At 73.3% G+C, this 22,018-nt stretch carries 27 protein-coding genes; 9 read left to right on the forward strand and 18 right to left on the reverse strand.

Features of this window, described 5'->3' with window-relative positions; genetic code table 11:
- Window position 1: 1 nt before the first annotated feature.
- Both GA0070562_RS21880 and GA0070562_RS21885 read left to right on the forward strand, forming a co-directional pair.
- On the forward strand, window positions 2–1,009 hold the full coding sequence (locus GA0070562_RS21880) for a LacI family DNA-binding transcriptional regulator (protein ID WP_091425361.1): 1,008 nt from the start codon (window positions 2–4) through the stop codon (window positions 1,007–1,009).
- 46 nt (window positions 1,010–1,055) lie between these two features.
- Window positions 1,056–1,961: a GNAT family N-acetyltransferase gene (locus GA0070562_RS21885; RefSeq protein ID WP_091425363.1), complete on the forward strand. Its 906-nt coding sequence runs from the start codon at window positions 1,056–1,058 to the stop codon at window positions 1,959–1,961.
- On the opposite strand, the gene GA0070562_RS21890 is transcribed toward GA0070562_RS21885, so the two are convergent.
- Together GA0070562_RS21890 and GA0070562_RS21895 are read right to left on the reverse strand one after the other, a co-directional pair.
- Window positions 1,954–2,472: an O-acetyl-ADP-ribose deacetylase gene (locus GA0070562_RS21890; protein ID WP_091425365.1), complete on the reverse strand. Its 519-nt coding sequence runs from the start codon at window positions 2,470–2,472 to the stop codon at window positions 1,954–1,956. The two genes, GA0070562_RS21885 and GA0070562_RS21890, sit on opposite strands and share 8 nt — an antisense overlap.
- 1 nt (window position 2,473) lies before the next feature.
- Entirely contained in the window at window positions 2,474–3,265 is a 792-nt protein-coding gene (locus tag GA0070562_RS21895; RefSeq protein ID WP_091425368.1) for an EI24 domain-containing protein, read from the reverse strand.
- Between the two features lie 40 nt (window positions 3,266–3,305).
- On the opposite strand from GA0070562_RS21895, the gene GA0070562_RS21900 reads away from it, so the two are divergent.
- A complete protein-coding gene (locus tag GA0070562_RS21900; protein ID WP_091425370.1) occupies window positions 3,306–4,301 on the forward strand; it encodes a helix-turn-helix transcriptional regulator in 996 nt (331 codons plus the stop codon).
- On the opposite strand, the gene GA0070562_RS21905 is transcribed toward GA0070562_RS21900, so the two are convergent.
- On the reverse strand, window positions 4,292–5,206 hold the full coding sequence (locus tag GA0070562_RS21905; protein WP_091425373.1) for an SDR family oxidoreductase: 915 nt from the start codon (window positions 5,204–5,206) through the stop codon (window positions 4,292–4,294). The genes GA0070562_RS21900 and GA0070562_RS21905 overlap by 10 nt on opposite strands.
- Window positions 5,207–5,282: 76 nt before the next feature.
- Here GA0070562_RS21905 and GA0070562_RS21910 point away from each other — a divergent pair, with 76 nt between their 5' ends.
- Window positions 5,283–5,954: a nucleotidyltransferase domain-containing protein gene (locus GA0070562_RS21910; RefSeq protein ID WP_091425375.1), complete on the forward strand. Its 672-nt coding sequence runs from the start codon at window positions 5,283–5,285 to the stop codon at window positions 5,952–5,954.
- Window positions 5,955–5,963: 9 nt separating this feature from the next.
- On the opposite strand, the gene GA0070562_RS21915 is transcribed toward GA0070562_RS21910, so the two are convergent.
- The 5 genes from GA0070562_RS21915 to GA0070562_RS21935 all read right to left on the reverse strand — a co-directional run bounded on the left by GA0070562_RS21915 (window position 5,964) and on the right by GA0070562_RS21935 (window position 9,353).
- On the reverse strand, window positions 5,964–6,701 hold the full coding sequence (locus GA0070562_RS21915; protein ID WP_091425376.1) for an alanyl-tRNA editing protein: 738 nt from the start codon (window positions 6,699–6,701) through the stop codon (window positions 5,964–5,966).
- An 11-nt stretch (window positions 6,702–6,712) separates the two neighbouring features.
- Window positions 6,713–7,600 carry an alpha/beta fold hydrolase gene (locus GA0070562_RS21920; RefSeq protein ID WP_091425378.1) on the reverse strand — a complete coding sequence of 296 codons (888 nt, stop codon included), beginning with the start codon at window positions 7,598–7,600 and terminating at the stop codon, window positions 6,713–6,715.
- Window positions 7,597–7,911: a DUF2516 family protein gene (locus GA0070562_RS21925; RefSeq protein WP_091425380.1), complete on the reverse strand. Its 315-nt coding sequence runs from the start codon at window positions 7,909–7,911 to the stop codon at window positions 7,597–7,599. Before GA0070562_RS21925 ends, GA0070562_RS21920 begins: the two co-directional genes overlap by 4 nt.
- Before the next feature lie 72 nt (window positions 7,912–7,983).
- Complete coding sequence (locus GA0070562_RS21930; protein WP_091425383.1) at window positions 7,984–8,739, reverse strand: hypothetical protein; 756 nt, start codon at window positions 8,737–8,739, stop codon at window positions 7,984–7,986.
- Window positions 8,736–9,353 carry a helix-turn-helix domain-containing protein gene (locus tag GA0070562_RS21935; RefSeq protein WP_091425385.1) on the reverse strand — a complete coding sequence of 206 codons (618 nt, stop codon included), beginning with the start codon at window positions 9,351–9,353 and terminating at the stop codon, window positions 8,736–8,738. Before GA0070562_RS21935 ends, GA0070562_RS21930 begins: the two co-directional genes overlap by 4 nt.
- Window positions 9,354–9,466: 113 nt before the next feature.
- Here GA0070562_RS21935 and GA0070562_RS21940 point away from each other — a divergent pair, with 113 nt between their 5' ends.
- Window positions 9,467–10,264 (forward strand): alpha/beta fold hydrolase, encoded by a 798-nt coding sequence (locus tag GA0070562_RS21940; RefSeq protein WP_091425387.1) that lies wholly within the window; start codon window positions 9,467–9,469, stop codon window positions 10,262–10,264.
- A gap of 125 nt (window positions 10,265–10,389) precedes the next feature.
- On the opposite strand, the gene GA0070562_RS21945 is transcribed toward GA0070562_RS21940, so the two are convergent.
- The 4 genes from GA0070562_RS21945 to GA0070562_RS21960 form a co-directional block, all read right to left on the reverse strand.
- Complete coding sequence (locus tag GA0070562_RS21945; RefSeq protein WP_091425389.1) at window positions 10,390–11,349, reverse strand: asparaginase; 960 nt, start codon at window positions 11,347–11,349, stop codon at window positions 10,390–10,392.
- Between the two features lie 94 nt (window positions 11,350–11,443).
- Window positions 11,444–12,286 (reverse strand): beta-keto acid cleavage family enzyme, encoded by an 843-nt coding sequence (locus GA0070562_RS21950; RefSeq protein WP_091425392.1) that lies wholly within the window; start codon window positions 12,284–12,286, stop codon window positions 11,444–11,446.
- Window positions 12,287–12,397: 111 nt separating this feature from the next.
- Window positions 12,398–13,507: a CAF17-like 4Fe-4S cluster assembly/insertion protein YgfZ gene (gene ygfZ / locus GA0070562_RS21955; RefSeq protein ID WP_091425395.1), complete on the reverse strand. Its 1,110-nt coding sequence runs from the start codon at window positions 13,505–13,507 to the stop codon at window positions 12,398–12,400.
- A complete protein-coding gene (locus GA0070562_RS21960) occupies window positions 13,504–13,911 on the reverse strand; it encodes a Fur family transcriptional regulator (protein WP_091425399.1) in 408 nt (135 codons plus the stop codon). Before GA0070562_RS21960 ends, ygfZ begins: the two co-directional genes overlap by 4 nt.
- 92 nt (window positions 13,912–14,003) lie before the next feature.
- On the opposite strand from GA0070562_RS21960, the gene GA0070562_RS21965 reads away from it, so the two are divergent.
- Window positions 14,004–14,849 carry an aminotransferase class IV gene (locus GA0070562_RS21965; protein WP_091425402.1) on the forward strand — a complete coding sequence of 282 codons (846 nt, stop codon included), beginning with the start codon at window positions 14,004–14,006 and terminating at the stop codon, window positions 14,847–14,849.
- A gap of 79 nt (window positions 14,850–14,928) precedes the next feature.
- Here the strand turns inward: GA0070562_RS21965 and GA0070562_RS21970 are convergent, their stop codons facing one another.
- On the reverse strand, window positions 14,929–15,555 hold the full coding sequence (locus tag GA0070562_RS21970) for a heme-binding beta-barrel domain-containing protein (RefSeq protein WP_091425406.1): 627 nt from the start codon (window positions 15,553–15,555) through the stop codon (window positions 14,929–14,931).
- Window positions 15,521–15,625: a small membrane protein MtfM gene (gene mtfM, locus GA0070562_RS30940; protein WP_013288813.1), complete on the reverse strand. Its 105-nt coding sequence runs from the start codon at window positions 15,623–15,625 to the stop codon at window positions 15,521–15,523. Before mtfM ends, GA0070562_RS21970 begins: the two co-directional genes overlap by 35 nt.
- Window positions 15,626–15,648: 23 nt before the next feature.
- On the opposite strand from mtfM, the gene GA0070562_RS21975 reads away from it, so the two are divergent.
- From GA0070562_RS21975 to GA0070562_RS21985, 3 genes are all read left to right on the forward strand, one after another.
- Window positions 15,649–16,011, forward strand: a complete 363-nt coding sequence (locus tag GA0070562_RS21975; RefSeq protein ID WP_091425409.1) for a DsrE family protein — start codon at window positions 15,649–15,651, stop codon at window positions 16,009–16,011.
- A gap of 73 nt (window positions 16,012–16,084) precedes the next feature.
- On the forward strand, window positions 16,085–16,474 hold the full coding sequence (locus GA0070562_RS21980) for an SCP2 sterol-binding domain-containing protein (RefSeq protein ID WP_091425412.1): 390 nt from the start codon (window positions 16,085–16,087) through the stop codon (window positions 16,472–16,474).
- On the forward strand, window positions 16,471–18,549 hold the full coding sequence (locus GA0070562_RS21985; protein WP_091425415.1) for an amylo-alpha-1,6-glucosidase: 2,079 nt from the start codon (window positions 16,471–16,473) through the stop codon (window positions 18,547–18,549). Before GA0070562_RS21980 ends, GA0070562_RS21985 begins: the two co-directional genes overlap by 4 nt.
- A 2-nt stretch (window positions 18,550–18,551) precedes the next feature.
- Here GA0070562_RS21985 and GA0070562_RS21990 read toward each other — a convergent pair whose 3' ends face one another.
- The 4 genes from GA0070562_RS21990 to GA0070562_RS22005 form a co-directional block, all read right to left on the reverse strand.
- Complete coding sequence (locus GA0070562_RS21990) at window positions 18,552–19,403, reverse strand: hypothetical protein (RefSeq protein WP_091425419.1); 852 nt, start codon at window positions 19,401–19,403, stop codon at window positions 18,552–18,554.
- A gap of 55 nt (window positions 19,404–19,458) precedes the next feature.
- Complete coding sequence (locus GA0070562_RS21995; RefSeq protein ID WP_091425422.1) at window positions 19,459–20,511, reverse strand: hypothetical protein; 1,053 nt, start codon at window positions 20,509–20,511, stop codon at window positions 19,459–19,461.
- 130 nt (window positions 20,512–20,641) lie between these two features.
- Entirely contained in the window at window positions 20,642–20,980 is a 339-nt protein-coding gene (locus GA0070562_RS22000) for a DUF1416 domain-containing protein (protein ID WP_091425424.1), read from the reverse strand.
- Entirely contained in the window at window positions 20,980–21,828 is an 849-nt protein-coding gene (locus GA0070562_RS22005; RefSeq protein WP_091425427.1) for a sulfurtransferase, read from the reverse strand. The genes GA0070562_RS22000 and GA0070562_RS22005 overlap by 1 nt, the downstream gene beginning before the upstream one ends.
- Window positions 21,829–22,018 lie beyond the last annotated feature (190 nt).

Here is a 22,018-nt window from a genome sequence, read left to right on the forward strand (position 1 = left end):
GATGACGACGGCACAGCGACCGACCCTGGAGGCGGTGGCCCGGCTGGCCGGCGTGTCCCGGGCAACGGTCTCCCGGGTGGTGAACGGCTCGACCACAGTCGCCGAGCCGATCCGGCAGGCGGTACGCCGGGCGGTCGAGGAACTCGGGTACGTCCCGAACCTCGCCGCCCGCAGCCTGGTCACCCAGCGGACCGACTCGGTGGCGCTGGTGCTGCCCGAGGCGGCCACCCGGGTCTTCTCCGACGACCAGGTGTTCCCGGGCATCATCCGGGGCGCGGCACAGGAGCTGGAGGCCGCGGACAAGCAGCTCGTGCTGATGCTCGCCGGTTCGCCGGCCGGGCACGAACGGGTCGAGCGGTACACCACCGGCCGGCACGTCGACGGGGTGCTGTTCGCCTCGCTGCACGGCGAGGACCCGCTGCCCGGCCGGCTGGCCCGGCTCGGCATCCCGGTGGTGTGCAGCGGACGGCCGCTCGACGGCGCCGACGTGCCGTACGTCGACGTCGACCACGAAGGCGGCGTGAGCACAGCGGTCCAGCACCTGATCGCGAGCGGACGGCGGCGGATCGCCACCATCGCCGGGCCGCAGGACATGGTCGCCGGGATCGAGCGGCTGATCGGCTATCGCAGCGCGATCACCGACGCCGGGCTGCCGGAGCTGGTCGCGTACGGCGACTTCACCCGGGAGTCCGGCACCGCCGCGATGCGCGAGCTGCTCGCCGCCGACCCGGAACTGGACGCCGTGTTCGCCGCCTCCGACCTGATGGCGCACGCCGCCCTGCGTACGCTGCGGGAAGCCGGGCGGCGGGTGCCCGAGGACGTGGCGGTGATCGGGTTCGACGACATCGAGACTGCTGCCTACACCGAGCCGCCGCTGACGACGGTGCGGCAGCCGATAGTGGAGCTGGGCCGGTCGATGACCCGGCAACTGCTGCGGATCGCCGCGGGCGAGGAGGTCGAGCAGGCGCTGGTGCTGCCGACCGAGCTGGTGCTGCGCGAGTCCGCCTGATTTAACCGGTCGCGGCGCGGGCGACGACGGGTCTAGGGTCCGCCGGATGAGTGGAGCCCTGATCCGTCCCGCCCGTGCCGACGACGCGCCCGCCGTGGTGGCGTTGCGCGCGCTCGTCTACCCGTACCTGGTGCGCGGCGTCGAGTCGACCCGCCGCATGATCGCCGAACCACCGCCCGGCGAGGACTGGGCGGCCTGGGTCGCCGAGGCGAACGGGCAGGTGGTCGGCTGGGTGTCGGCGTACCGCAACACGCATACCTCCACACCGGGCGTCGGCGAGATCGCCCTGCTGCACGTGCACCCGGAGCACCGCCGCCGGGGCGCCGGCACCGCGCTGTTCGACGCCGCGCTCGGTCACCTGCGGACCCTCGGGTCCACCCGGGTGCTCACTCACGCCCGTACCGAGTCGCTGCCGTTCGCGCAGCGGCACGGCTTCACGCCCAGCCGGGAGCTGCGCTACTCGGCGCTGGACCTGAGCACGCTCCAGCCGATGCCGCAGGTGCCGCCGGGCGTACGGCTGGTGCCCGCCGCCGGGCTCGACCCGCGCCTGGTGCACCGGGTCGACGCCGAGTCGTCCCGGGACGAGCCGGGGGACGTACCGACGGACGCGCTCAGCTTCGACCTGTGGCGGCACGAGTGCTGGGACAACCCGGGGCTGGACCGGGAGGCCAGCACGCTCGCCGAGGTGGACGGGGAGCTGGTCGCGCTGAGCCTGGTCAAGCGGGACGGCGACCGGATGTGGTCGGACTTCACCGGCACGCTGCCCGCCTACCGGGGGCGAGGGCTGGCCCGGCTGGCCAAGCAGGCCGCGCTGCACGCCGCCGCCGCGCGTGGGGTACGGACCGCGTACACCTCGAACGACGAGGCGAACGCGCCGATGCTGGCCGTGAACGAGCGGCTCGGCTACCGGCCGGTTGACAGCCAGTGGTCGTGCCGGCGCAAACTCACCTGAGCCCGGCGGCCACCCGCACCGCCGTGGCGTACGTGTCGGCGCCGAACAGCACCAGCCGGGCCTCGGTGACGTGCGCCGGCGTGGCCGCGTGCAGCACGGTGAGCGCCTGCGCCACCGCGTCCTCGACCGGCCAGCCGTAGATCCCGGCGGAGATCAGCGGGAACGCGATCCCGGTCGCGCCCAGCCCGTCGGCGACGCGCAGGCTGTTGGCGTAGCAGTCGCGCAGCAGCGCGGACCGGTCCTCGCCCGGCGAGAAGACCGGGCCGACAGTGTGCACCACCCAGCGAGCGGGCAGGTTGCCGGCGGTGGTGGCGACGGCCTGGCCGGTGGGCAGCCCGCGCCCGTAGCGGGAGGCGCGCAACGCCCGGCACTCCTCCAGGATCGCCGGACCGCCGCGCCGGTGGATCGCTCCGTCCACTCCCCCGCCGCCGAGCAGCGACGAGTTGGCGGCGTTGACTATCGCGTCGACCTGCTGCGCGGTGATGTCCCCCTCGATCAGGACGGTGTCCATCTCAGCCCTCCTCGACGGGCTGGCCCAGCGAGCGGCGGGCCAGCAGCGCGGCCCCGGCGACGGCAGCCGGCATGACCAGCACCGCGCCGAGCGGGATCAGGAAACACAGGAAGACCGCCACCCCGAAGCCGAGCGCGGTCGGGCGGTCGGCCCGCAGCCGCGACCGCCGGTCCGGCAGCCGCATCCCCCGCCGGTAGAACGGCGCGCCGACCAGCTCCAGCGCCAGGAACCAGCCACCCACCAGGGCGCCGACCACAGGCACCACCGTCTGTCCCACCACCGGGATGAAACCGGCGGCGAACAGGGGTACGCCGATCAGCGCGGACAGCGCCACCAGGCGCAGCGAGTCGGCGAGGCTGCGCCGCAGCGAGGACCAGAACGGCACGTCCACAGCGCCGGGCGTACCGCCGAGCCGGTCCTCGACCCGCTCGGAGATCGCCTCGTAGAACGGGTCACCGATGACCAGCGTGACGGCGGTGAACGTGAGCACCCCGACCAGCGCGGCGACCCCGACCACCGCCAGCCCGGCGGCGACCCGCAGCAGCCCGCGCCAGGGCGACGACCAGTCGTCGGCGAACGGGGTGAGCCAGCCCGCCAGGTCGTCCACGAAGTAGAGAAGCGTGGCGAACAGGGCCACGTAGAGCGCGCCGGTGATCAGCGCCGGGATCACGCCGAGCAGCATCAGTTTCGGGCTGCGGACGTACATGCCGAAGCCGCGCAGCAGCAGCCCGGCGCCGCCGAGGAAGCGGGTGGCCGCGCCGGTGACCGGCGCGACGGTACGGGAGGCGTTCACGACGGCACAGCCTAATCTCCCGGTGCACCACAATGGGCCTGTGCGTGCGTCCCGGCTGATCTCGCTTGTGCTGCTGCTCCAGTCCCGGGAGACGATGACCGCCGCCGAGCTGGCCCGCGAGCTGGAGGTGTCCGAGCGCACCGTCTACCGCGACGTGCTGGCGCTCTCCGCCGCCGGTGTCCCGGTGTACGCGGACCGGGGCCGGGCCGGCGGCTACCGGCTGCTCGGCGGCTACCGGACCCGGCTGACCGGGCTGAGCCGGGACGAGGCAGAGGCGCTGTTCCTGGCCGGGCTGCCCGGACCGGCCGGGGACATGGGACTCGCCGACTCGGTGGCCGCCGCCGAGCTGAAGGTGCTCGCGGCGCTGCCGCCGAGCCTGCGGGACGCGCCCGCCCGCACCGGGCAACGGTTCCACCTGGACGTGCCGGGCTGGTTCCGGGAGACCCCGGCGCCGCCGACGCTCGCCGAACTGGCCCGGGCGGTCTGGCGGGACCTGACGGTGGAGCTGCGTTACCGGCGCGGGGACCGTGAGGTGACCCGCACGCTGGCGCCGTACGGGCTGGTGCTGAAGAACGGGGTCTGGTACCTGGTCGGCCGGGTCGGTGACGCCTGGCGGACGTACCGGGTGGACCGGGTGGTCGCGGTCGAGGTGGGCGCCGACGGCTTCGACCGGGACGAGGGTTTCGACCTCGGGGCGTACTGGCGGGAGCAGGCGGGCCCGTTCCTGCGCGAGCTGCTGCGGGAGCGGGTGACGGTGCGGCTCGGCCCGTCCGGGCTGCGCATGCTGCGGCACCTGGTGGACGCGCCGTTCGTCTACACCGAGGCGGTGGACGCGGCCGGGCCGCCGGACGAGCAAGGGCGGCTGGTGCTGCGGCTGCCGGTCGAGTCGGTGGACGTGGCGTACACCCAGTTGCTGGCGCTCGGTCCGGAGGTGGAGGTGCTGGCGCCGCCGCGGCTGCGGGCACGCTTCGCCGAGGCGGCCCGCCGCGCGGCGGCGCTCTACACCGCACCGTCGAAGGACGCCGGTCAGCGGTAGCCGGCGGGGTCGGCCGGCTTGCCCGGCTTGACCACCTCCTCGTAGTAGCGGGCCCAGTGCGGGCGGCTGCCGTCGACGTCGGTGAAGCCGTACACCTGGGCCAGGCCGCCGCTGTCGAGAGACTGCCCGTTCCAGCGGGCCCGGTCCGGGTCGGCGGCCAGGGCTGCCACCGCACGCCCGACGAGCGCAGGCGTCTCCGACATGACGAAGTGCGGCTCGGTCTTCGCGGCGTCGCGCCAGGTGGCCTCGGTGACGCCGTAGTGTTCGAGCATCGCCTCCGAGCGCAGCCAGCCGGGCGTGAGCGAGACGGCGGTGCAGTCGTGTGGGGCCAGCTCGTGCGCCTGGCTGAAGCCGAGCCGGTTCACCGACACCTTGGCCAGGTCGTAGAAGACCGACAGGCGGTACTCCCGGTCGTTGTGCTCCTTGGTGCCGTCGCCGACCTCGACGACCAGCCCGCCGGGCTTGCGGATCAGCAGCGGCAACGCGAAGTGGCTGGTGATGATGTGCGTGTCGACGGCCAGCCGCAGCGTGCGGAACCCGGCGTCGAGCGGCTGCTCCCAGACCGGCTTCTCCCAGGTGATCAGCGGGTCCGCGCCCCAGACGTCGTTGACGAGGACGTCGAGGCGGCCCTGTTCGGCGTCGATCCGCTCGACCAGGCGGCGTACCTGCTCGGGGTCGAGATGGTCGACCGCGACGGCGATCCCGGTGCCTCCGGCGGCGGTGACCAGCTCGGCGGTCTCCTCGATGGTCTCCGGCCGGGCCATCTCGGAGCGGCGCTCGCGGGTGGTGCGGCCGGTGGCGTAGACGGTGGCCCCGGCGGCGCCGAGCTGCACGGCGATCTGCCGGCCTGCGCCCCGGGTCGCGCCCGCGACGAGCGCGACCTTTCCGGTGAGTGGTGAGTTCATGGGATCACCGTGTCACCGATACCTGACAGCGGAAGTCCGGTTTCCCTCCAGACCCGGATGGGCGATCATCACCGGTATGCACCTGCTGCTGTCCGGGATCGTCGGCTCGGTCGCGTACGGGCTGGCCGGACCCGGCTCGGACACCGACCGGATCGGCGTGTTCGCCGCGCCCACAGTCGCGTTCCACGGCCTGCACCCGCCCCGCGAGTCGGTCGTGACCACCGACCCGGACGTCACGCTGCACGAGGCCCGCAAGTACGCGCTGCTGGCGCTGAGCGGCAACCCGACCGCCACCGAGCTGATGTGGCTGCCCGACGACTGCTACGAGACCCGTACCGCATTCGGCGAGGAGCTGATCGCCATCCGGTCGGCGTTCCTGAGCGCGCCCCGGGTCCGCGACGCCTACCTCGGGTACGCCTCGCAGCAGTTCCGCAAACTCGCCAGCCGGCCCGCCGACGCAGAGGGGCGGCGGCGATCGGCGAAGCACGCCCGGCACCTCGCCCGGCTGCTGCACCAGGGCCGGGTGCTGTACGCGACAGGTGTGCTGGAGATCCGCCTCGCCGACCCGGGCTGGTTCCGCGCGTTCGGCGAGCGGGTGGCAGGTGGCGGGCTGGACGAGGCGCAGGCCCTGGTGGCGGCCGCCGAGGCGGAGTTCGATCGGGTCCGCTCGCCGCTGCCGGAGCGCCCGGACGAGGAGACAGTGGAACGCTGGCTGCTCGCCGTCCGGGCGGCGTACCTGCCGCGCTGAACGGTGTCGTCAGTCCGCCAGGCGTACGCGTACCCGGCGGTTCGCCCGTCCCTTGCTCTCCACCTTGACCACCTGGACCTTGCCGATCTGGGCGGTGGAGGCGACGTGCGTGCCGCCGTCGGCCTGCACGTCCAACCCGACGATGTCGACGATCCGCACCTCCTGCTCCTCCGGCGGGATCAGGTTCGACTGGGTACGGATGATGTCCGGCAGCGCGAGCGCCTCGGCGCGCGGCAGCACCCGCACGGCCACCGACCGGTCGGCGGCCACCTCGGCGTTCACCAGCTCCTCGATGCGGGCCTTGAAGTCCGGCGGCACCTCGGGAAGGTTGAAGTCCATCCGGGCCTCGCCCGGCTCCATGTTGCCGCCGGTCACGAGCGCGCCGAAATCGCGGAACACCACGCCGCAGAGCACGTGCAGCCCGGAGTGGGTACGCATCAGCATGGTCCGGCGGGTGTCCTCCACCGCGCCGGCCACCTCGGTGCCGACCGGCGGCAGCGGGTCACCCTCGGCCGGGATCAGCCACAGGTCGTCGCCCTTGCGGGTGCCGACGATTCGGGTCTGTACGCCCTGCCAGAGCAGCACCCCGTGGTCCGGCGGCTGCCCGCCGCCACCGGGGTAGAACGCGGACCGGTCCAGCACGATGCCCTGCTCGGGATCGGCCGCCAGCACCCGGCAGGTCCACTCGCGCAGGGTCGGGTCGGCGAGGTCGAGCCGGTGCGTACGGCCGTGGTGTGTGACGCCCATGGACGGCGACGTTACCCGTTCAGGAACTCCGAGACGCGCTCCCGCAGGTCGGCGCGTTCGGTCCAGAGCACGCCGGGCCGGTCGTACACGTGCAGTGTGGCGTTCGGGAGCGCGGCGGCGAGCCGTTCGGCGACGCCGACCGGGTGCAGGTCGTCCTCGGCGGCGGCGATGACCAGGGCCGGCGCGGTGACCGCGGCGAGCGACCCGGCGTCGTCGAGCGGGGCCTGGGCGGGCAGGTCGGCCAGCCCCGGCGCGAGCCCGTCGCGCAGCAGCTGGTCGAGCCGCTGCCGCAGGTACGCCCACCCGGCCGGGGTGTTGCGCACCGACGGCGGCAGCTCCAGCGACACCGCGTCGGCCAGCGCCGAAGCGTCGCCCTCGGCCACCGCGTCGAGCAGGCCGGTGAGCCGGGCGCGGGCCACCTCGCCGCGCGGCGTGTCCAGCACGGCGGGCAGGAAGAAGACGAGTTTCTCGAAGCGTTCCGGGCTCTCCACGAGCAGCCGGCAGAGCGCGCCCGCGCCGAGGCTGGCGCCGAACGCCCGGGTCGCGCCGCCCAGGTCGGCGACGGCTCGCAGGTCACGGGCGAGGTCCAGGTAGCTCCACCGCCCGGGCGGGGAGTCGGAGCGGCCGTGCCCGCGGAACTGGAAGAAGATGCGCCGCCCGGCCACGCCGCTGCCGAACGGGCGGGTGGTGGCGATGCCGCTGCCCAGCCCGTGCGCGAACACGGTGACCGGGTCACCGGTGCCGGTGACCAGCCGTTCCAGGCTCGCCCCGTGCGGGGTGGCGACCAGCTCCGTCTCCGGCTCGGGCAGCGCGGGCCGCCCGGTGCGGGGCGCGCCGGGACCGGGCCCCCAGGTGCGGGGACCGCCGTCCGGTGGCGGAGGCCAGCGGAAACCTCTCACCAGGACCCTCGGCCGTCGTGCAGGTCCCGCAGGCCGGGCCGCACGTCGAGCAGGTAGATGAGACCGGCGGCGATGCCGACCAGTCCGAACAGGCTGATCGGGCCGAAGCCGAGCAGGGTGAGCGCCAGGCAGACCGCCAGGATGGCGATCCAGCCACCCTTGGGCAGCGTGCCGATCGCGGCGAATCCGTCGCCGCGCTGGGTGACCGCGTGCACCAGCGCCACCCCCTGAACGACGAGGGCGAAGACGAGCAGGATCAGCTGGATCACGCTTTGGACTGCGAACGCGAAGATCGGCGCGGCGGTGGCCATGGGTGCAAGCTTATGCCGAGACCCCGGAAACGTCCGACAGGACGTTGTCCGGGGTCTCGGTGGAGCATCAGATCATTCGGCGGCCGGGCGGGTCCGCTTCGTGGTCTTCGGCAGCTTCGCCGACGGGGTGGCCGGCTTGGTCGCCTTGGTGGCGGTCGTCTTGGCGACGGCCTTGGTCGCGGTCGCCTTGGTGGCGCGGGTGCGCTTCACCGCGGCCGGCTTGGCGGCCACCGCCTCGGCCACCTCGGCCGGGCTGGGCACCTCGGTCGTCGCGGCGACGGCCGTCGGGGCCTCGTCGGCCTTCGGGGTCTCGTCGGCCTTCGGGGCCACGTCGATGCCGGTGGCCTCGGTGGCCGCGATGTCGGCGTTCACCGTGTCGGCGGCCTCCAGCACGCCGGCGCCGACGACGCGCTCACCGCGGGCGACCAGTTCGGCGTACGCGGCCAGGGCGCGCTCCTGCGCGGCGTGCGCACCGGCCACCACGACGGCGGCGTTGCGGGTGGCGGCCTCGCGCAGCTTGTCCAGGTTGGCGGCCTCGCGCAGCTTCTCCAGGTTGGCGGCCTCACGGAGCTGGTCGAGGTCGGTGGCGACGGCCCGCTCGCGCAGCCCGGTGGCGGTCTGGTTGGCGGTCTTCAGCGTCTCGGTGGCCTTCTGGCGCAGCTCGAAACCGGTGACGACGGCCTTGCCGCCGAGGTCGGTCACGACCCGGGTGCCGAGGCCGCTGACCACGGTGGGCAGCTTGCGCAGCTGCTCCAGGGCCAGCTCACCGGCGCCGGCGGCGGCGTAGAGGGGTGCGGGGATGCGGTTGGTCTTCGGCTGGGTGGTCATGACTGCTCCTCCTCGGCCGCACCGGCGGCCTTCCGGGCCGCCCGGCGGGCGGTCGTGTGCTCAGGGGCGGCTGTGGTCGGGGCGGGCGCGGCACCCGCTTCGGTGACGGCTACCGATTCGAGGACCGCCTCGGTCGGGGTGCCCTCCGGCGTGACCGGACCGGTCGCGGCCGCCGCGACGGTGGCCGGGGCCTCAGTCGCGGTGGCCGTCTCGGTGGTCTCGGCCGTGGTGGCCGCTTCCGTCGTGGTGGCGGCCTCGGTCGCCTCGGCCAGGCGGGCGTTCTCGCGCCGGAACGTCTCGTAGATCTGGGTGAGCGACTGCTTCTGGGCCATGGTCAGCTCGGGGTCGACGGCGATCGCCGCGAGTACGCCCTGGCCCTCCTTGTCGTCCAGCAGCCCGGCACGCAGGTACATCGCCGGGGTGGAGACGCGCAGCGCGCTGGCGAGCTGCTGGAGCACCTCGGCGCTCGGCTTGCGCAGCCCGCGCTCGATCTGACTCAGGTAGGGATTGCTGACGCCCGCCTGCTCGGCGAGCTGGCGCAGTGAGATCTTCGCGTTGCGCCGCAGGTCGCGAATGAACCCGCCGACATCGGGAAGGTCCTTGCTGGTGGCCATGACTCAACGCTAGCTCGGGCCGCTAACTCCTGCAAGCAAAACGCTAGCCAGAGTTAGCGGGGTCACCGAAGACGGGTTGCGGAGGCCATGTCCGGTCCGTACCGTTCCCTCCCGTGACCAAGATCGATATCAACGGCGCCCAGCTCGCGTACGACGAGAGCGGCACCGGCACCGCCGTGGTGTTGCTGCACGCCGGCATCGCCGACCGGCGGATGTGGCGCGAGCAGGTCCCGGCGCTCGCGCAGCGACACCGGGTGATCGCGCTGGACCTGCGCGGCTACGGCGACTCGGAACTGCCGCCCGCGCCGTTCGCCCATCACGACGACGTGATCGGGCTGCTCGACGCGCTGGGCATCGAACGCGCCGCGCTCGTCGGGTGCTCGTTCGGCGGCCGGGTGGCGGTGGACGCCGCGCTCGCCCACCCGGAGCGGGTCTCGGCGCTGGCGCTGTTCGGCGCGCCGGTCTCCGGCAACGAGTGGTCCGAGGAGACCGAGCAGCTCTGGGAGGAACTGGTCGGTGACGTGGACCCGGAGGACTTCGCCGCCACCGCCGCCGGCGAGGTGCGGTTCTGGGTGGTCGGCCCGACCCGCCGACCGGAGGACGTCGACCCGGAGCTGATCCGGTTCGCCGAGGAGATGGACCGCCGGGCGCTCGCCGCCGAGCAGGCGCTGAGCGCGATCGAGGTGGGCGAGCTGGACCCGCCGGCCATCGACCGGCTGGGCGAGTTGCGCGTACCGGTGCTCGTCGGCACCGGCGCCGACGACCTGGCCGACATCCGCCGCCTGGCCGACCGCATCGCCGACGAGGCCCCGAACGGCGTACGCCTCCCCGACGTGCCGAACGCCGCTCACCTGCTCCCCCTGGAGCGCCCCACCGAGGTCAACACGGCCCTCCTGCCCTTCCTCCCCTGACTCACCCTCCCCCCTCTGCGCGTCGATCTTGCACTTGCGGCCCTCGGCACGCCTGGGATGCGCGTTCTGCCAGGGCGGTAAGTGCAAGATCGCCGGGGGCCGGAGAGGGAGGGCGGGGGCGGGGGTCACCAGGTGGGGCGGATGGAACCCACCGGGAGGCCGCCGCCGAGCAGGGGTGGCTCGGCGTACTCGACGAGGATGGGGGCGCGCACGTTCAGGCGGGACAGCGCGGACGCCAGGACGGGTGTGCGGGCTCTCGCGGCACCGTCGTCGATCTTCAGGGCCACGGCGCCGACGTCCGGGATCGCCGCCGCGATCACGCCCTCCGCGCCGATCTTGGCGAGCAGGCCGGGTACGCCGCGCATCAGCCGGGTGTCCTCCGCCTGGGTGCCGCCGACCAATTCCGGGTACGTCCGCATCGCGTCCGCCACGGTCCGCTCGACGGTGCCGGGCTCGGCGTCGACCAGCCGCAGGAACGCCCGCGCCAGCCCGGTCAGCGAGACGGCCAGCACCGGCGCGCCGCAGCCGTCCACGCCGACCGCCGCCGCCCGCTCACCGGTGATCTCCTCGATCGTGGTGGTCAGGCACTGCTGGAGCGGGTGCTCGGGCCGCCAGTAGCCGTCCAGTGGCCAGCCGGCGGCCAGGCAGGTTCGCACCATGCCGGCGTGCTTGCCGGAGCAGTTCATCAGCACCCGGGCCGGGCCGCCGCCGGCCCGCAGCACCGCCTCCCGGGCGGCCTCGCCGAACGGCAGGTCCGGCGGGCAGTGCAACGCGTCCTCGGTCAGGCCGGCGTCGCGCAGCAGCGCGGTCACCCGCTCGACGTGGAACTCCTCGCCCGCGTGGCTCGCCGCGACCAGCGCGATGTCGGCCGGGTCGGTCAGCGGCAACCCGGCCCGGAGCATCCCGATCGCCTGCATCGGCTTGTTCGACGAGCGCGGGAAGATCGGCGAGGTGACGTCGCCGGCCCCGGCGACCGGCTCACCGGCGGCGTCGAGCACCACCACGGAACCCCGGTGGACGCCCTCCACGAAGCCGGACCGGACCACCTCGGCGAGCGGCACGCCGCCCTCGTACGTTTTTCCCACGGTATGGACCGTACCGAGGGGACGGACCCGGTCGGCGGCGGGGTGACCTGCGACGTCGACCGGGGCGGTACGGGGTCGCTGCTGGGTACGCCGCTTACCGGGCGACGGCCGGGAGGCCGAGCAGCGTACGGGCCTCGGCAGTGGTCAGCGGAGGACGCTGGGCGAGCTGGGCGAAGCCCACCGCCCGCGCGACGAGCTGCATGTTGGACTCCACCGGACGCCCCTTGGCGTACGTGACCGTGTCCTCCATGCCGACGCGCAGATGACCGCCGGTCGACAGCGAGGCGAGCATCACCGGGATGGTGCTGCGCCCGATGCCGGTGGCCGAGAACGTGGTGCCCTCGGGCAGGTCGCGCAGCATCTGCTGGGCCGCCACGAGAGTCGCCGTGGTGCCCGGCATGCCGCCCGGCACCCCCATCACGAAGTCGACGTGCACGTGCCCGCCGTGCGGCAGGCCGTACTTGCCGAGCAGCCGCTGCAACGCGGTGAGGTGACCGAGGTCGAAGATCTCGTACTCGGGGACGACGCCCCGCTCCTGCATGCGGGTGTGCAGGTCGACGATGAACTCCCACCGGTTGAGGAACACGTCGTCGCCGAAGTTGACAGTGCCCATGGTGCAGGACGCCATGTCCGGCCCGGCATCCAGCACCGCCAGCCGGGCGGACTCCGGGTCGGTCACCGCGCCGCCGGAGGAGAGCTGCACGATCAGGTCGGTGTTCTCCCGCAGCGCGGCCACCGTGTCGCGCAGCCGCCCCTGGTCGAGCGTGGGCCGCGCGTCGTCGTCGCGGATGTGGACGTGGATCACGGCGGCGCCGAGCGCCTCGCACTCCTTGGCGGTCAGCAGCAGCTCGTCGAGCGTCACCGGCAGCGCCGGCACCTCCGCCTTCGCCGACTCCGCGCCGGTGGGGGCAACCGTGATCAACGTCCCTGTCGTCATGCCCCGGATCCTAGACCGGCGCCCGGCACCTGGTCGACCGGAGGATTTCCGGTGCGAGCGGCGCCAGGAAGGGATCCTTCCGCCACCGGGGGCGTTACGAAGGGGCCCTTCCTACGCGTCGATCGCGGCGGCGCTCTCGCCGACGAGCAGGCGGGCGTCGTCGGGCGTGTTGCGCTTCAGGACGGCGAGCGCCACCTGGCCCAGCTCGTAGTGCTGCACGGCGGTACCCACGAAGCCGACGGTCCGGCCGTCGAGCGTCACCGGCGTACCGGCGACGGGCGGCTGGTCGCTCGCCACGCCGTCGAGGTGCAGCAGGACGAGCCGGCGGGGCGGCTTGCCCAGGTTGTGCACCCGGGCCACCGTCTCCTGCCCCCGGTAGCAGCCCTTGTCCAGGTGCACGGCCCGTGCGATCAGGTCCACCTCGGCCGGGATCGTCCGGTGGTCCGTGTCCACGCCGGCCCGGGCCCGCTTGGCGGCCACCCGGATCGCCTCGTACGCCCACAGTCCGGCCACCGGCACACCGGCGCCGCGCAGCTCCGCCACCACCTCGTCCATGCCCGCCCGGGGCACCAGCAGGTCGACGCCGAGCGCCACCCGCCGGGCCCAGCCACCCACCGGCAGCGGCTTGACGTCGTACACCACCGAGGGCCGCGCGGGCATCTCGCCGGAACGGAACTTCGGACCCGGCACCGCGACCACGTCGGGAGCGGCAAGCCCGGTGACGCCGAGCGTGTCCAGCGCGGCCGGCGCCTCCGGCCCGACCAGCGAGAGCAGCGCGTGGTCGGCGGTGGCGTCGCGCGGGTCGACCCTGCTGAAGAACCGCATCTTCTCCAGGTATGACAGCAGGCCCTCGGTCATCCCCGGCTCGGTGTCCAGCCAGGTGGTCTCGCCGTCGTCGGCGACCATCGCGTGCTGCTCGACGTGCCCGTGCGGGGAGAGCACCAGCAGCTCGGTGCCCTGCCACGGTGCCAGTGCGGCCAGGTGCTGGCTGGTGAGCGTGTGCAGCCAGCTGATCCGCTCCTCGCCCGGCACCGCGACCACGCCCCGGTGTGAGCGGTCGACCAGGCCGACGCCGGTGGCCAGGAGCCGCTGCTCGCGCATCGGGTCGCCGTAGTGGGCGGCCACCGGGCCGACCCCGGCCGCCCGGTGGGCCGGCTCCGGCTGGTCCCGGGTCTGGTCGTCGATGGCGTCGGTGGTCACCGCTCCCGCGATGTCGATCATGTGCGTTCCCCGTCCTGTGCGCAGCGGCCGCAGACCCCGAAGAGCGCGACATGCCCGATGTCGACCTTGAACCCACGCTGCTCGTCCAGCTGGTCGGCGAGCGGACGGAGCATCTCCGGCGCGATCTCGTCGATCGCCCCGCACTCCCGGCACACCAGGTGCACGTGCTGGTGCTCACCCGCCGCATGGTAGGTCGGCGAACCGTGCGACAGGTGCGTGTGCGTCACCAGGCCGAGCCGTTCCAGCAGCTCAAGCGTGCGGTAGATGGTGGTGATGTTGACGCCGGCCGCCACCTCGCGGACCGCCGTGTGCACCTGCTCGGGGGTGGCGTGCCCCAGATCCAGGACGGCCTGGAGCACCAGCTGCCGCTGCGCCGTCAGCCGCAGCCCGCGCGCGCGGAGCATTTCCGCGAGGGAGGATTCGGACACCCTTCGATCATAGTTCGGCCGCCGCGCCGGCCGGTCCGCCGCCGGGGGTACGCCACTACGCTGCGCCAGTGGGTACGACACGGGTGGCGGTACTCGGCCGAGGGCTCGTACCGGCGGGTGAGCCGGTGCTGCGCGGCGACGACCGGGGCGTCCTGCACGGCGACGGCCTGTTCGAGACGCTGCACCTGCGCGACGGCCGCCCCTGGTTGCGCGAGGCCCACCTGACCCGGCTGCGGGCCGGCGCGGCGGCGATCGACATGCGGCTGCCACCGGACGCCGCGCTGGTCGAGCTGATGGACGCGGTCTGCGCCGACTGGCCCGCGCACACCGAGGGCGCGCTGCGGCTGATCTGCACCCGGGGACCGGAGGGTGGTGGGCCGCCCACGGTGTACGCCACGCTCGGCGAGGTGCCGCCGGCCGCCCGCCTGGCCCGGCGGGACGGGGTGACTGTGGCCACGCTGCCGCTCGGGGTGGCCGCCCGGTCCCGCCCGCAGCTGGAGTGGCTGCCGAGCGGCGTGAAGTCCACCTCGTACGCGCTCAGCACCGCTGCCCGGCGGTGGGCGCAGCGGACCGGCGTGGACGACGTGCTCTGGGTCTCGACCGACGGCTACGTGCTGGAGGCGCCCACCGCCAACGTGGTGTGGCTGAGCGGCGGGACGCTCCGCACGGTCCCGGCGGCACAGACCGGAATCCTGCCCGGCGTGACCGCGGCTCATCTGCTGGAACGGGCGGCCGAGCTGAACCTGACCGCGGCCGAGCGCCTGCCCACCGTGGCCGACCTGCACGAGGCCGAAGGCGTCTGGCTGACCAGCTCCCTACGCGGCGTCGCTGAGATCACGGCCTTGAACGGAACCCCCCGTCCGAGTTCCCCGCTGACCACCCGCCTACAAACCCTCCTGAACTTCCCCCGTTGACCATGAAGTTGGCGGCGCCGGTTGCCCGATTTGTCGCCGCCAACTTCATGATCGCCGGGAACAACGGCGGGGGTGGCGGTCAGCCGGCCACCCGGGTCAGGCGGGCGGAGAGGTGCGGGCTCAAGGGCTGGCCCACGGCGGCCATCTCCTGGGCGTAGAGCAGGGCGCCCTCGACGATGCCGAACAGCCGGGCACCGGCGGTGACCTCCTTCGCCGTCGCGGTACGCACGACAGCGTCGGTGACGAACTCGATCTGGGTGCCCTTGCGCTTGCCGATGTGCAACTCCATCACGCCGGTGGGCGTGGTCATCAGCGCCTCCAGCTCGTCGGTCACCCGCTCACCGTCGAGCACCGGACGCCACCAGCCCACCTCACGGCCGGCCGGGCGGACCGCGCGGCTCTGCTCGTCCAGGATCCAGGCCCGCGACTCGTAGAACAGGAACGGCCGGCCGTCGTGGCTGATCCGGATCTCCTGCGCGTAGTCGAAGTCCTCGATCGTCGGGAACCCACCCCGGCCCCGGCCACGCCACACCCCGACGTACGGCAGCAGGGCGTCCAGGCTCGGGTGCAGCTTCGGGCCGACGCGCAGGTCGTGGCTCTCCTCGTACGGGTACGGGTCGACCGGCGGCGCGTTCAACCACGGCGGCTGAAGCGGATTCTCACTCACAGATTCACCACTTACCTCTAGCGATTCGCACTGCGACATAGACCAGGCCACCGGCGAGCGCGCCCAGGCCGGCGACCAGCAGGCTGACGAACCCGATCTCGGTAACCATCCGGGTCATCCTATGCTGGCGGCATGGCGCGCACTCTCGTCGTCAAGGCCACCGCCGGCGCGGACTCCCCGGAACGCTGCGCCCAGGCGTTCACAGTCGCCTCGACCGCAGCCGCGGCCGGGGTGGACGTCTCGCTCTGGCTCACCGGCGAGTCCACCTGGTTCGCGCTCCCCGGGCGGGCGCAGACGTTCGAGCTGCCACACTCCGCGCCGCTCGGCGAACTGCTGCACGTGGTCCTGACCACGGGCCGGGTGACCGCATGCACCCAGTGCGCGGCCCGGCGGGACATCGGCCCGGACGACGTCATCCCCGGCGTACGCATCGCGGGCGCCGCGGTGTTCGTCGAGGAGGCGATGGCAGAGGGCGCGCAGGCGTTGGTCTACTGAGCAGTCCGCCCGGGATGTCCACTCTGCCCGGTGCGTCGATCCTGACCCGGCATGTCCGGATTACGCCTACGATGTGAACGTGAGTGAGGCCATCCGACAGTTCTTCGCGTCGCTGCCGGCGCGCGCCGCGTCAGTGCTGAACAGCCCGATCGGCGGCACGCTCCAGATCGACCTGGCCGACGGCAACCGCACCGAACACTGGTACCTGACGCTGGCCCCCGGCTCGGCCCAGGTGAGCCAGGAGGAGCAACGGCAGGCCGACGGCGTGCTGACTCTCTCCACCGAACTGTTCGAGAAGCTGGTCACCGGCCGGGAGGCCGGCATGGCCGCGGTGCTGCGCAACGAGGCCACGTTCAGCGGGCACGTCGTGCTGTTCCTGGCGTTCCGCCGGTTCCTGCCGGCCCGGCCCGACGTACGGGATCCGCGGGACGCCGCCCGCGAACACGTCCGGCGGCTGGCGTGAAGGACCGGGTCAGCATCCTCGACGGCAACACGTTCCTGGTCAGCGACGATCGCGGCAACATCCAGCCGTCGTACGACTTCCCCACCGGGCTGTTCTCCTTCGACACCCGGTTCCTCTCCACCTGGATCCTCACCCTCGACGGGGAACCCCTGCACGCGCTCTCCATCGACGACTCGCTGTCGTACAAGACCCGGTTCTTCCTGGTCCCCGGCGAGCCGACGCACTACCTGGACGCGAAGGTCTCGGTCATCCGCAGTCGCGCGATCGGCGGCAGTCTCGACGAGGAACTGACCCTGCTCAACCATTCCGAGCAGGAGAAGGAGTTCGGGCTCCGGCTGGAGATCGGCTCCGACTTCGCCGACCTGTTCGAGATCAAGCACCAGCGGAACAAGAAGGGACACACCACCCCCACCGTCGAGACGAACGCGCTGCGGCTGACCTACCGCAGGCGGGCGTTCCACCGCGAGACGCTGGTGACCAGCAGCGCGCCGGCCGAGGTCGACGAGAACGGGATGACGTTCCGGATCCGGGTCGGACCGCACGGCGAGTGGACCACCCGGCTGCACATCGACACGGTCATCTACGGCGCCCGGGGCGAGGACATCCGGGCCGTCCTGCCGCTGGGCGGCGAGCGCACGGCGGCCGACATCGAGGCGGAACAGAGCGCCCTGATCAGCCGCGCGCCGAAGCTGGGCTGCGACTGCGAACCGCTGGCCGGGGCGTACCGGCGCAGCCTCAACGACCTGGCCGCCCTCCGGTACGAGTCGATCACGCTCGGCGTCCGGCTGCTCGCCGCCGGCCTGCCCTGGTTCATGACGCTGTTCGGCCGGGACAGCATCTTCACCTCGCTCCAGGTGCTGCCGTTCCTGCCCGAGATGGTCAAGCCCACGATCGTCATGCTCGCCGGTCTCCAGGGCAGCCGGGTCGACGACTTCCGGGACGAGGAGCCCGGCAAGATCCTGCACGAGCTGCGCTACGGCGAGACCGCCGGCTTCGAGGAGCAGCCGCACTCGCCGTACTACGGCGCGGCCGACACCACGGCGCTGTTCGTGATCCTGCTCGACGAGTACGAGCGGTGGACCGGTGACGCCGACCTGGTGCGCAAGCTGGAATACGAGACCCGCGCGGCGCTGACCTGGCTGGACACGTACGGCGACCTGCTCGGCACCGGTTACGTCTGGTACATGTCCCGCAACCCGGAGACCGGCCTGCCGAACCAGTGCTGGAAGGACTCGCCGGACGCCATCTCCTACGCCGACGGGCAGATGCCCGAGTTCCCCCGGGCCACGTGCGAACTGCAGGGGTACGCGTACGACGCGAAGCTGCGCGGCGCCCGCATGGCCCGCACCTACTGGAACGACCCGACGTACGCCGACCGGCTGGAACACGAGGCGGCGGAGCTGAAGGAACGGTTCAACCGCGACTTCTGGATCCCGGACCGGGAGTACTACGCGCTGGCGCTCGACCCGCTGGGCCGGCAGGTCGACGCGCTCACCTCCAACATCGGCCACCTGCTGTGGAGTGGCATCGTCGAGGAGTCCCGGGCGCCGGCCGTCGCCGCCCACCTGCTCGGCCCGCGCCTGTTCTCCGGGTGGGGCGTACGCACGCTCGCCGACGACCAGGGCCGGTACAACCCGGTCGGCTACCACGTCGGCACGGTGTGGCCGTTCGACAACTCGATCATCGCCTGGGGCCTGTGGCGGTACGGCTTCCGGCAGGAGGCCGGCCAGATCTGCGACGCCCTGCTCAGCGCGTCGCACTACTTCGACGGGCGGCTGCCCGAGGTGTTCGCCGGCTACGAACGCGGCCTCACCGACTACCCCGTGGAGTACCCCACCGCGTGCAGCCCGCAGGCGTGGTCCGCCGGCACGCCGCTGCTGCTGCTACGGGTGATCCTCGGGCTGGAACCGCAGGGCGAGCACCTGATCATCGACCCGGCCGTGCCGCCCGGGATGGGCCGGGTGGAACTGCTCGACATCCCGGGCCGCTGGGGCCGGGTGGACGCGCTGGGCCGCAGCCGGGAGCCGCACGAGGAACAGCCGTCGCCCCCGGCGCTCACGCTGCCCGGCGGCTGACGTCAGGCCGGACAGGGCGTGGTCACCGCGACCCGGACCCGCTCCCCGGCCCGCAGCGCCAGCACCGCCGGATCGCCCGGACGCGCGTACGCGTCTGCCGAGTCCACCACCGGCGCGACGCCGCCGCCGAACGCGGCGGCCAGCGACTGATCAGCCGGCGCCGCCGCCTCGGACCGGGCGGTGCGGGCCGTCCCGCCGCCCGGGCAGGGCGCAGCGAGCACCTGGACCGGCCCGGACGCGCCGCCCCACCGGCCCAGCGCCGCCGCCAGCACGGCCGACTCGGAGGCGGCGTCGGCGGACGGGGCCCGGTAGCCGGAACCCATCGGGCGGCAGCCGGTGGCCGCGGTGAGCAGCACCCGGCCCGGACCACCGGCCCGGCCCTCGACCGTGACGAACTCGCCCGCGTCGGCGCGCAGCAGCGGCTCGCCGTCGAGCGTCGACACGCCGGCCCGCCAGCCCGACGGCAGCCGGTCGGCGACGCCGCGCAGCACCTCGCGTACGTCGTCGCCCCCGATCGCCACCTCGACGCCGCGTTCCAGCGTCGCGCCGTCGTCCATCGGCGTGATCCGGCAACCGCGCTCCAGGCGGTCCGGAAGGAGCGCCGGTACGCCCGCGGCGCCGACCGCGGCGGTCAGCTCACCGATCGCCCGGTCCACCACCGGGCCGGCCTGGTCCAGCGACCGCTGCTCCTTGACCGTCGGCGCGTCCGTACGCACCGACCACCAGGTCAGACCCGCGAGCAGCACGGCCCACGCCAAGGTGGCGGCCGTCAGCCAGCGCAGCCGGCGTCGGCCACCGGGGCCGGGCCGGCCGGGCGGGGTGGGCGGGGCGTAGCCCGTCTCGACGGCAGTCACCCGGCCATGGTGTCACGGACCGGCGAGCTGCCCGGCTGCGCCTCGGCACCCTCGCTCAGACCGGCACCGACCGGCGGGACAGCAGCCACAGCAGGTAGAAGGGGCGCTGCCGCAGCTCGCCGCGACGGTCGGCGTACTGGTCGGCGGCGAGCACGGCGGAGAAGAACCCGCCCGCGCCCAGCATGCCGAGCACCGGCGCCAGATGCGTGCCCTCGACCGCCACCAGGGTCGCCGCGACCGTCGCCACCGCCGCGCCGGCGGCCTGCACGGCCGAGCGCCGGGACACCCGGGCGACCTCGGCCCGGGCCGCCCGCACGCCCTCCCGGATCTCCGCGTCGAGCTTCGCGAGCTGCACGAGCGCCCTGTCCGGATCGGTGTCGACCTCCAGCATCCGGCCCCGCAGGTACGCCTGGGTCGCGGCGAGCGCGTCGCCCTCCTGGGTCAGGATGGCGCAGTAGTCGCGCAGCGAGGTGCCCTCCAGCATCGGCAGGTCGAGCTGGAGCAGCGGGGTGACCAGCCGTGCCTTCACCGGATCCCCGCTCGGCACGTCGACGACCCGGTGCCCCTTGACGATCAGGTCGAGCGTGCGGTCCGGGTTGTCGCCCAGTTCGATCCGACCCATGGTGTCGAACGGCGACGAGGTGGACTGCGCGTCCGGCGCCCGCGACTCCAGATGGCTGCGGCGGAAGGTCTGCGGGAAGTAGACGAGCTGCCCCAGCTCCAGCAGCGGCGCGCAGTCCCGCAGGTACGCGCCGAGGCGGCCCAGGTCGTCGCACTCGGCGAAGAGCTGGTCGATCTGGATGTCCCCGTACCGGCAGTCCCGGCCGCAGTGCTCCGGATCCTTGCCGCACCGCTTGCAGGTCTCCCGGTTGGCCAGATAGCAGCGCTCGCCGCCGGGCTGGGAGAGGACCAGCTTGCCGGTGACGAGCGTGGCCCGCTTGGTGAGGAACGACAGGTCGGTGTCGAGGCTTGCCACCGAGACGTCGAACGGGCGCCGCCGGCCGGGCCCCTCGGTGCGCTGGAGTTCGCGGACGACCTCCTCGCCCCGGTTGCCGTCGATGAAGTCGATCAGATAGCGGCGGGCGTGGGCAGCGGCGTCGTCGGGCACCTGATCCCCCTCCGGCGCGTCCGGTGCGCACCGCCGTCCAGCCTGCCAGCCACGAGCGAGACGCACAGTCGCCGGAACGGCTCGTGGCCCGCCACCCGGGTGGGGCGGCGGGCCACGATCAGAGCGTGGGTCAGGCGGCGACCGAGACGGTCACCTCGTTGATCCCGCGGGCCGCGGACACGGCGGTGTCGCCGTTGCCGTGGCGGGACAGCGCCCGCAGCGTCCACGAGCCCGGCGCGGCGAAGAACCGGAACTGCCCGGCCGCCGACGTCACCACCTCGGCGGTGAACTCGCCGGTCGAGTCGAGCAGGCGCACGTACGCGCCCGGCACGACCTCACCGGACTCGGCCAGCACGCGGCCGGTGATCACTGTTTCCTTCTCCAGGTCCAGGCCCGCCGGGAGGGGGGCGGACTGGTCCGGCGCGGCGCAGCCGGCGGCAGCCGTCGAGGCGGCGGAGGCGGCGGTCATCAGGCCTCCCCCGGCTCGTCGCCGAGCGCCACCGGCACGCCGACGAGCGAGCCGTACTCGGTCCAGGAACCGTCGTAGTTCTTCACGTTGCGGTGCCCGAGCAGCTCCTGGAGCACGAACCAGCTGTGCGAGGAGCGCTCGCCGATCCGGCAGTACGCGATCGTCTCCTTGCTGTCGTCCAGCCCGGCGTCGGCGTAGATCTTGCGCAGCTCGTCGTCGGACTTGAACGTGCCGTCCTCGTTGGCCGCCTTGGACCACGGAACGCTGATGGCGGTCGGGATGTGGCCGGCCCGCTGCGCCTGCTCCTGCGGCAGGTGGGCGGGAGCGAGCAGGCGGCCCGCGAACTCGTCGGGGCTGCGCACGTCGACCAGGTTCTTGGTGCCGATCGCGTCGACCACCTCGTCGCGGAACGCGCGGATCGAGGTGTCCGGCTCCTGCGCGACGTACTGCGTCTTCGGCCGCTCCACCGCGTCGGTGACGAGCGGACGGGCGTCCAGCTCCCACTTCTTGCGGCCGCCGTCGAGCAGCTTCACGTCGCGGTGGCCGTAGAGCTTGAAGTACCAGTACGCGTACGCGGCGAACCAGTTGTTGTTGCCGCCGTACAGGATCACGGTGTCGTCGTTGGCGATGCCCCGGTCGGACAGCAGCGCCTCGAACTGGCTCTTGTTGACGAAGTCCCGGCGGACCTGGTCCTGCAGGTCGGTGCGCCAGTCCAGCTTGACGGCGCCGGCGATGTGGCCGGTGTCGTAGGCCGAGGTGTCCTCGTCGACCTCGACGAAGACGACGCCCGGGGCGCCGAGGTTCTTCTCGGCCCACTCGGCCGAGACGAGTGCGGTGTCGCGACTCATCAGATCACTCCCTGGTGAGGATGGTTTGGTGAGCCTGCGCGTGGAGATCGATGTCGATGGTTGTCGCACCACACGCGGACCCTGAGCTAGGAACGGATCACGGGTACGTGCGACGGCGCCGCTGCCGGGCGTTGAGGAGGGGGGGAACCGGGAAGGTTCGTGGACCCTGGGTGACCGCCGTTCAGGCGAC

Source organism: Micromonospora tulbaghiae, assembly GCF_900091605.1.
Lineage (GTDB): Bacteria > Actinomycetota > Actinomycetes > Mycobacteriales > Micromonosporaceae > Micromonospora > Micromonospora tulbaghiae.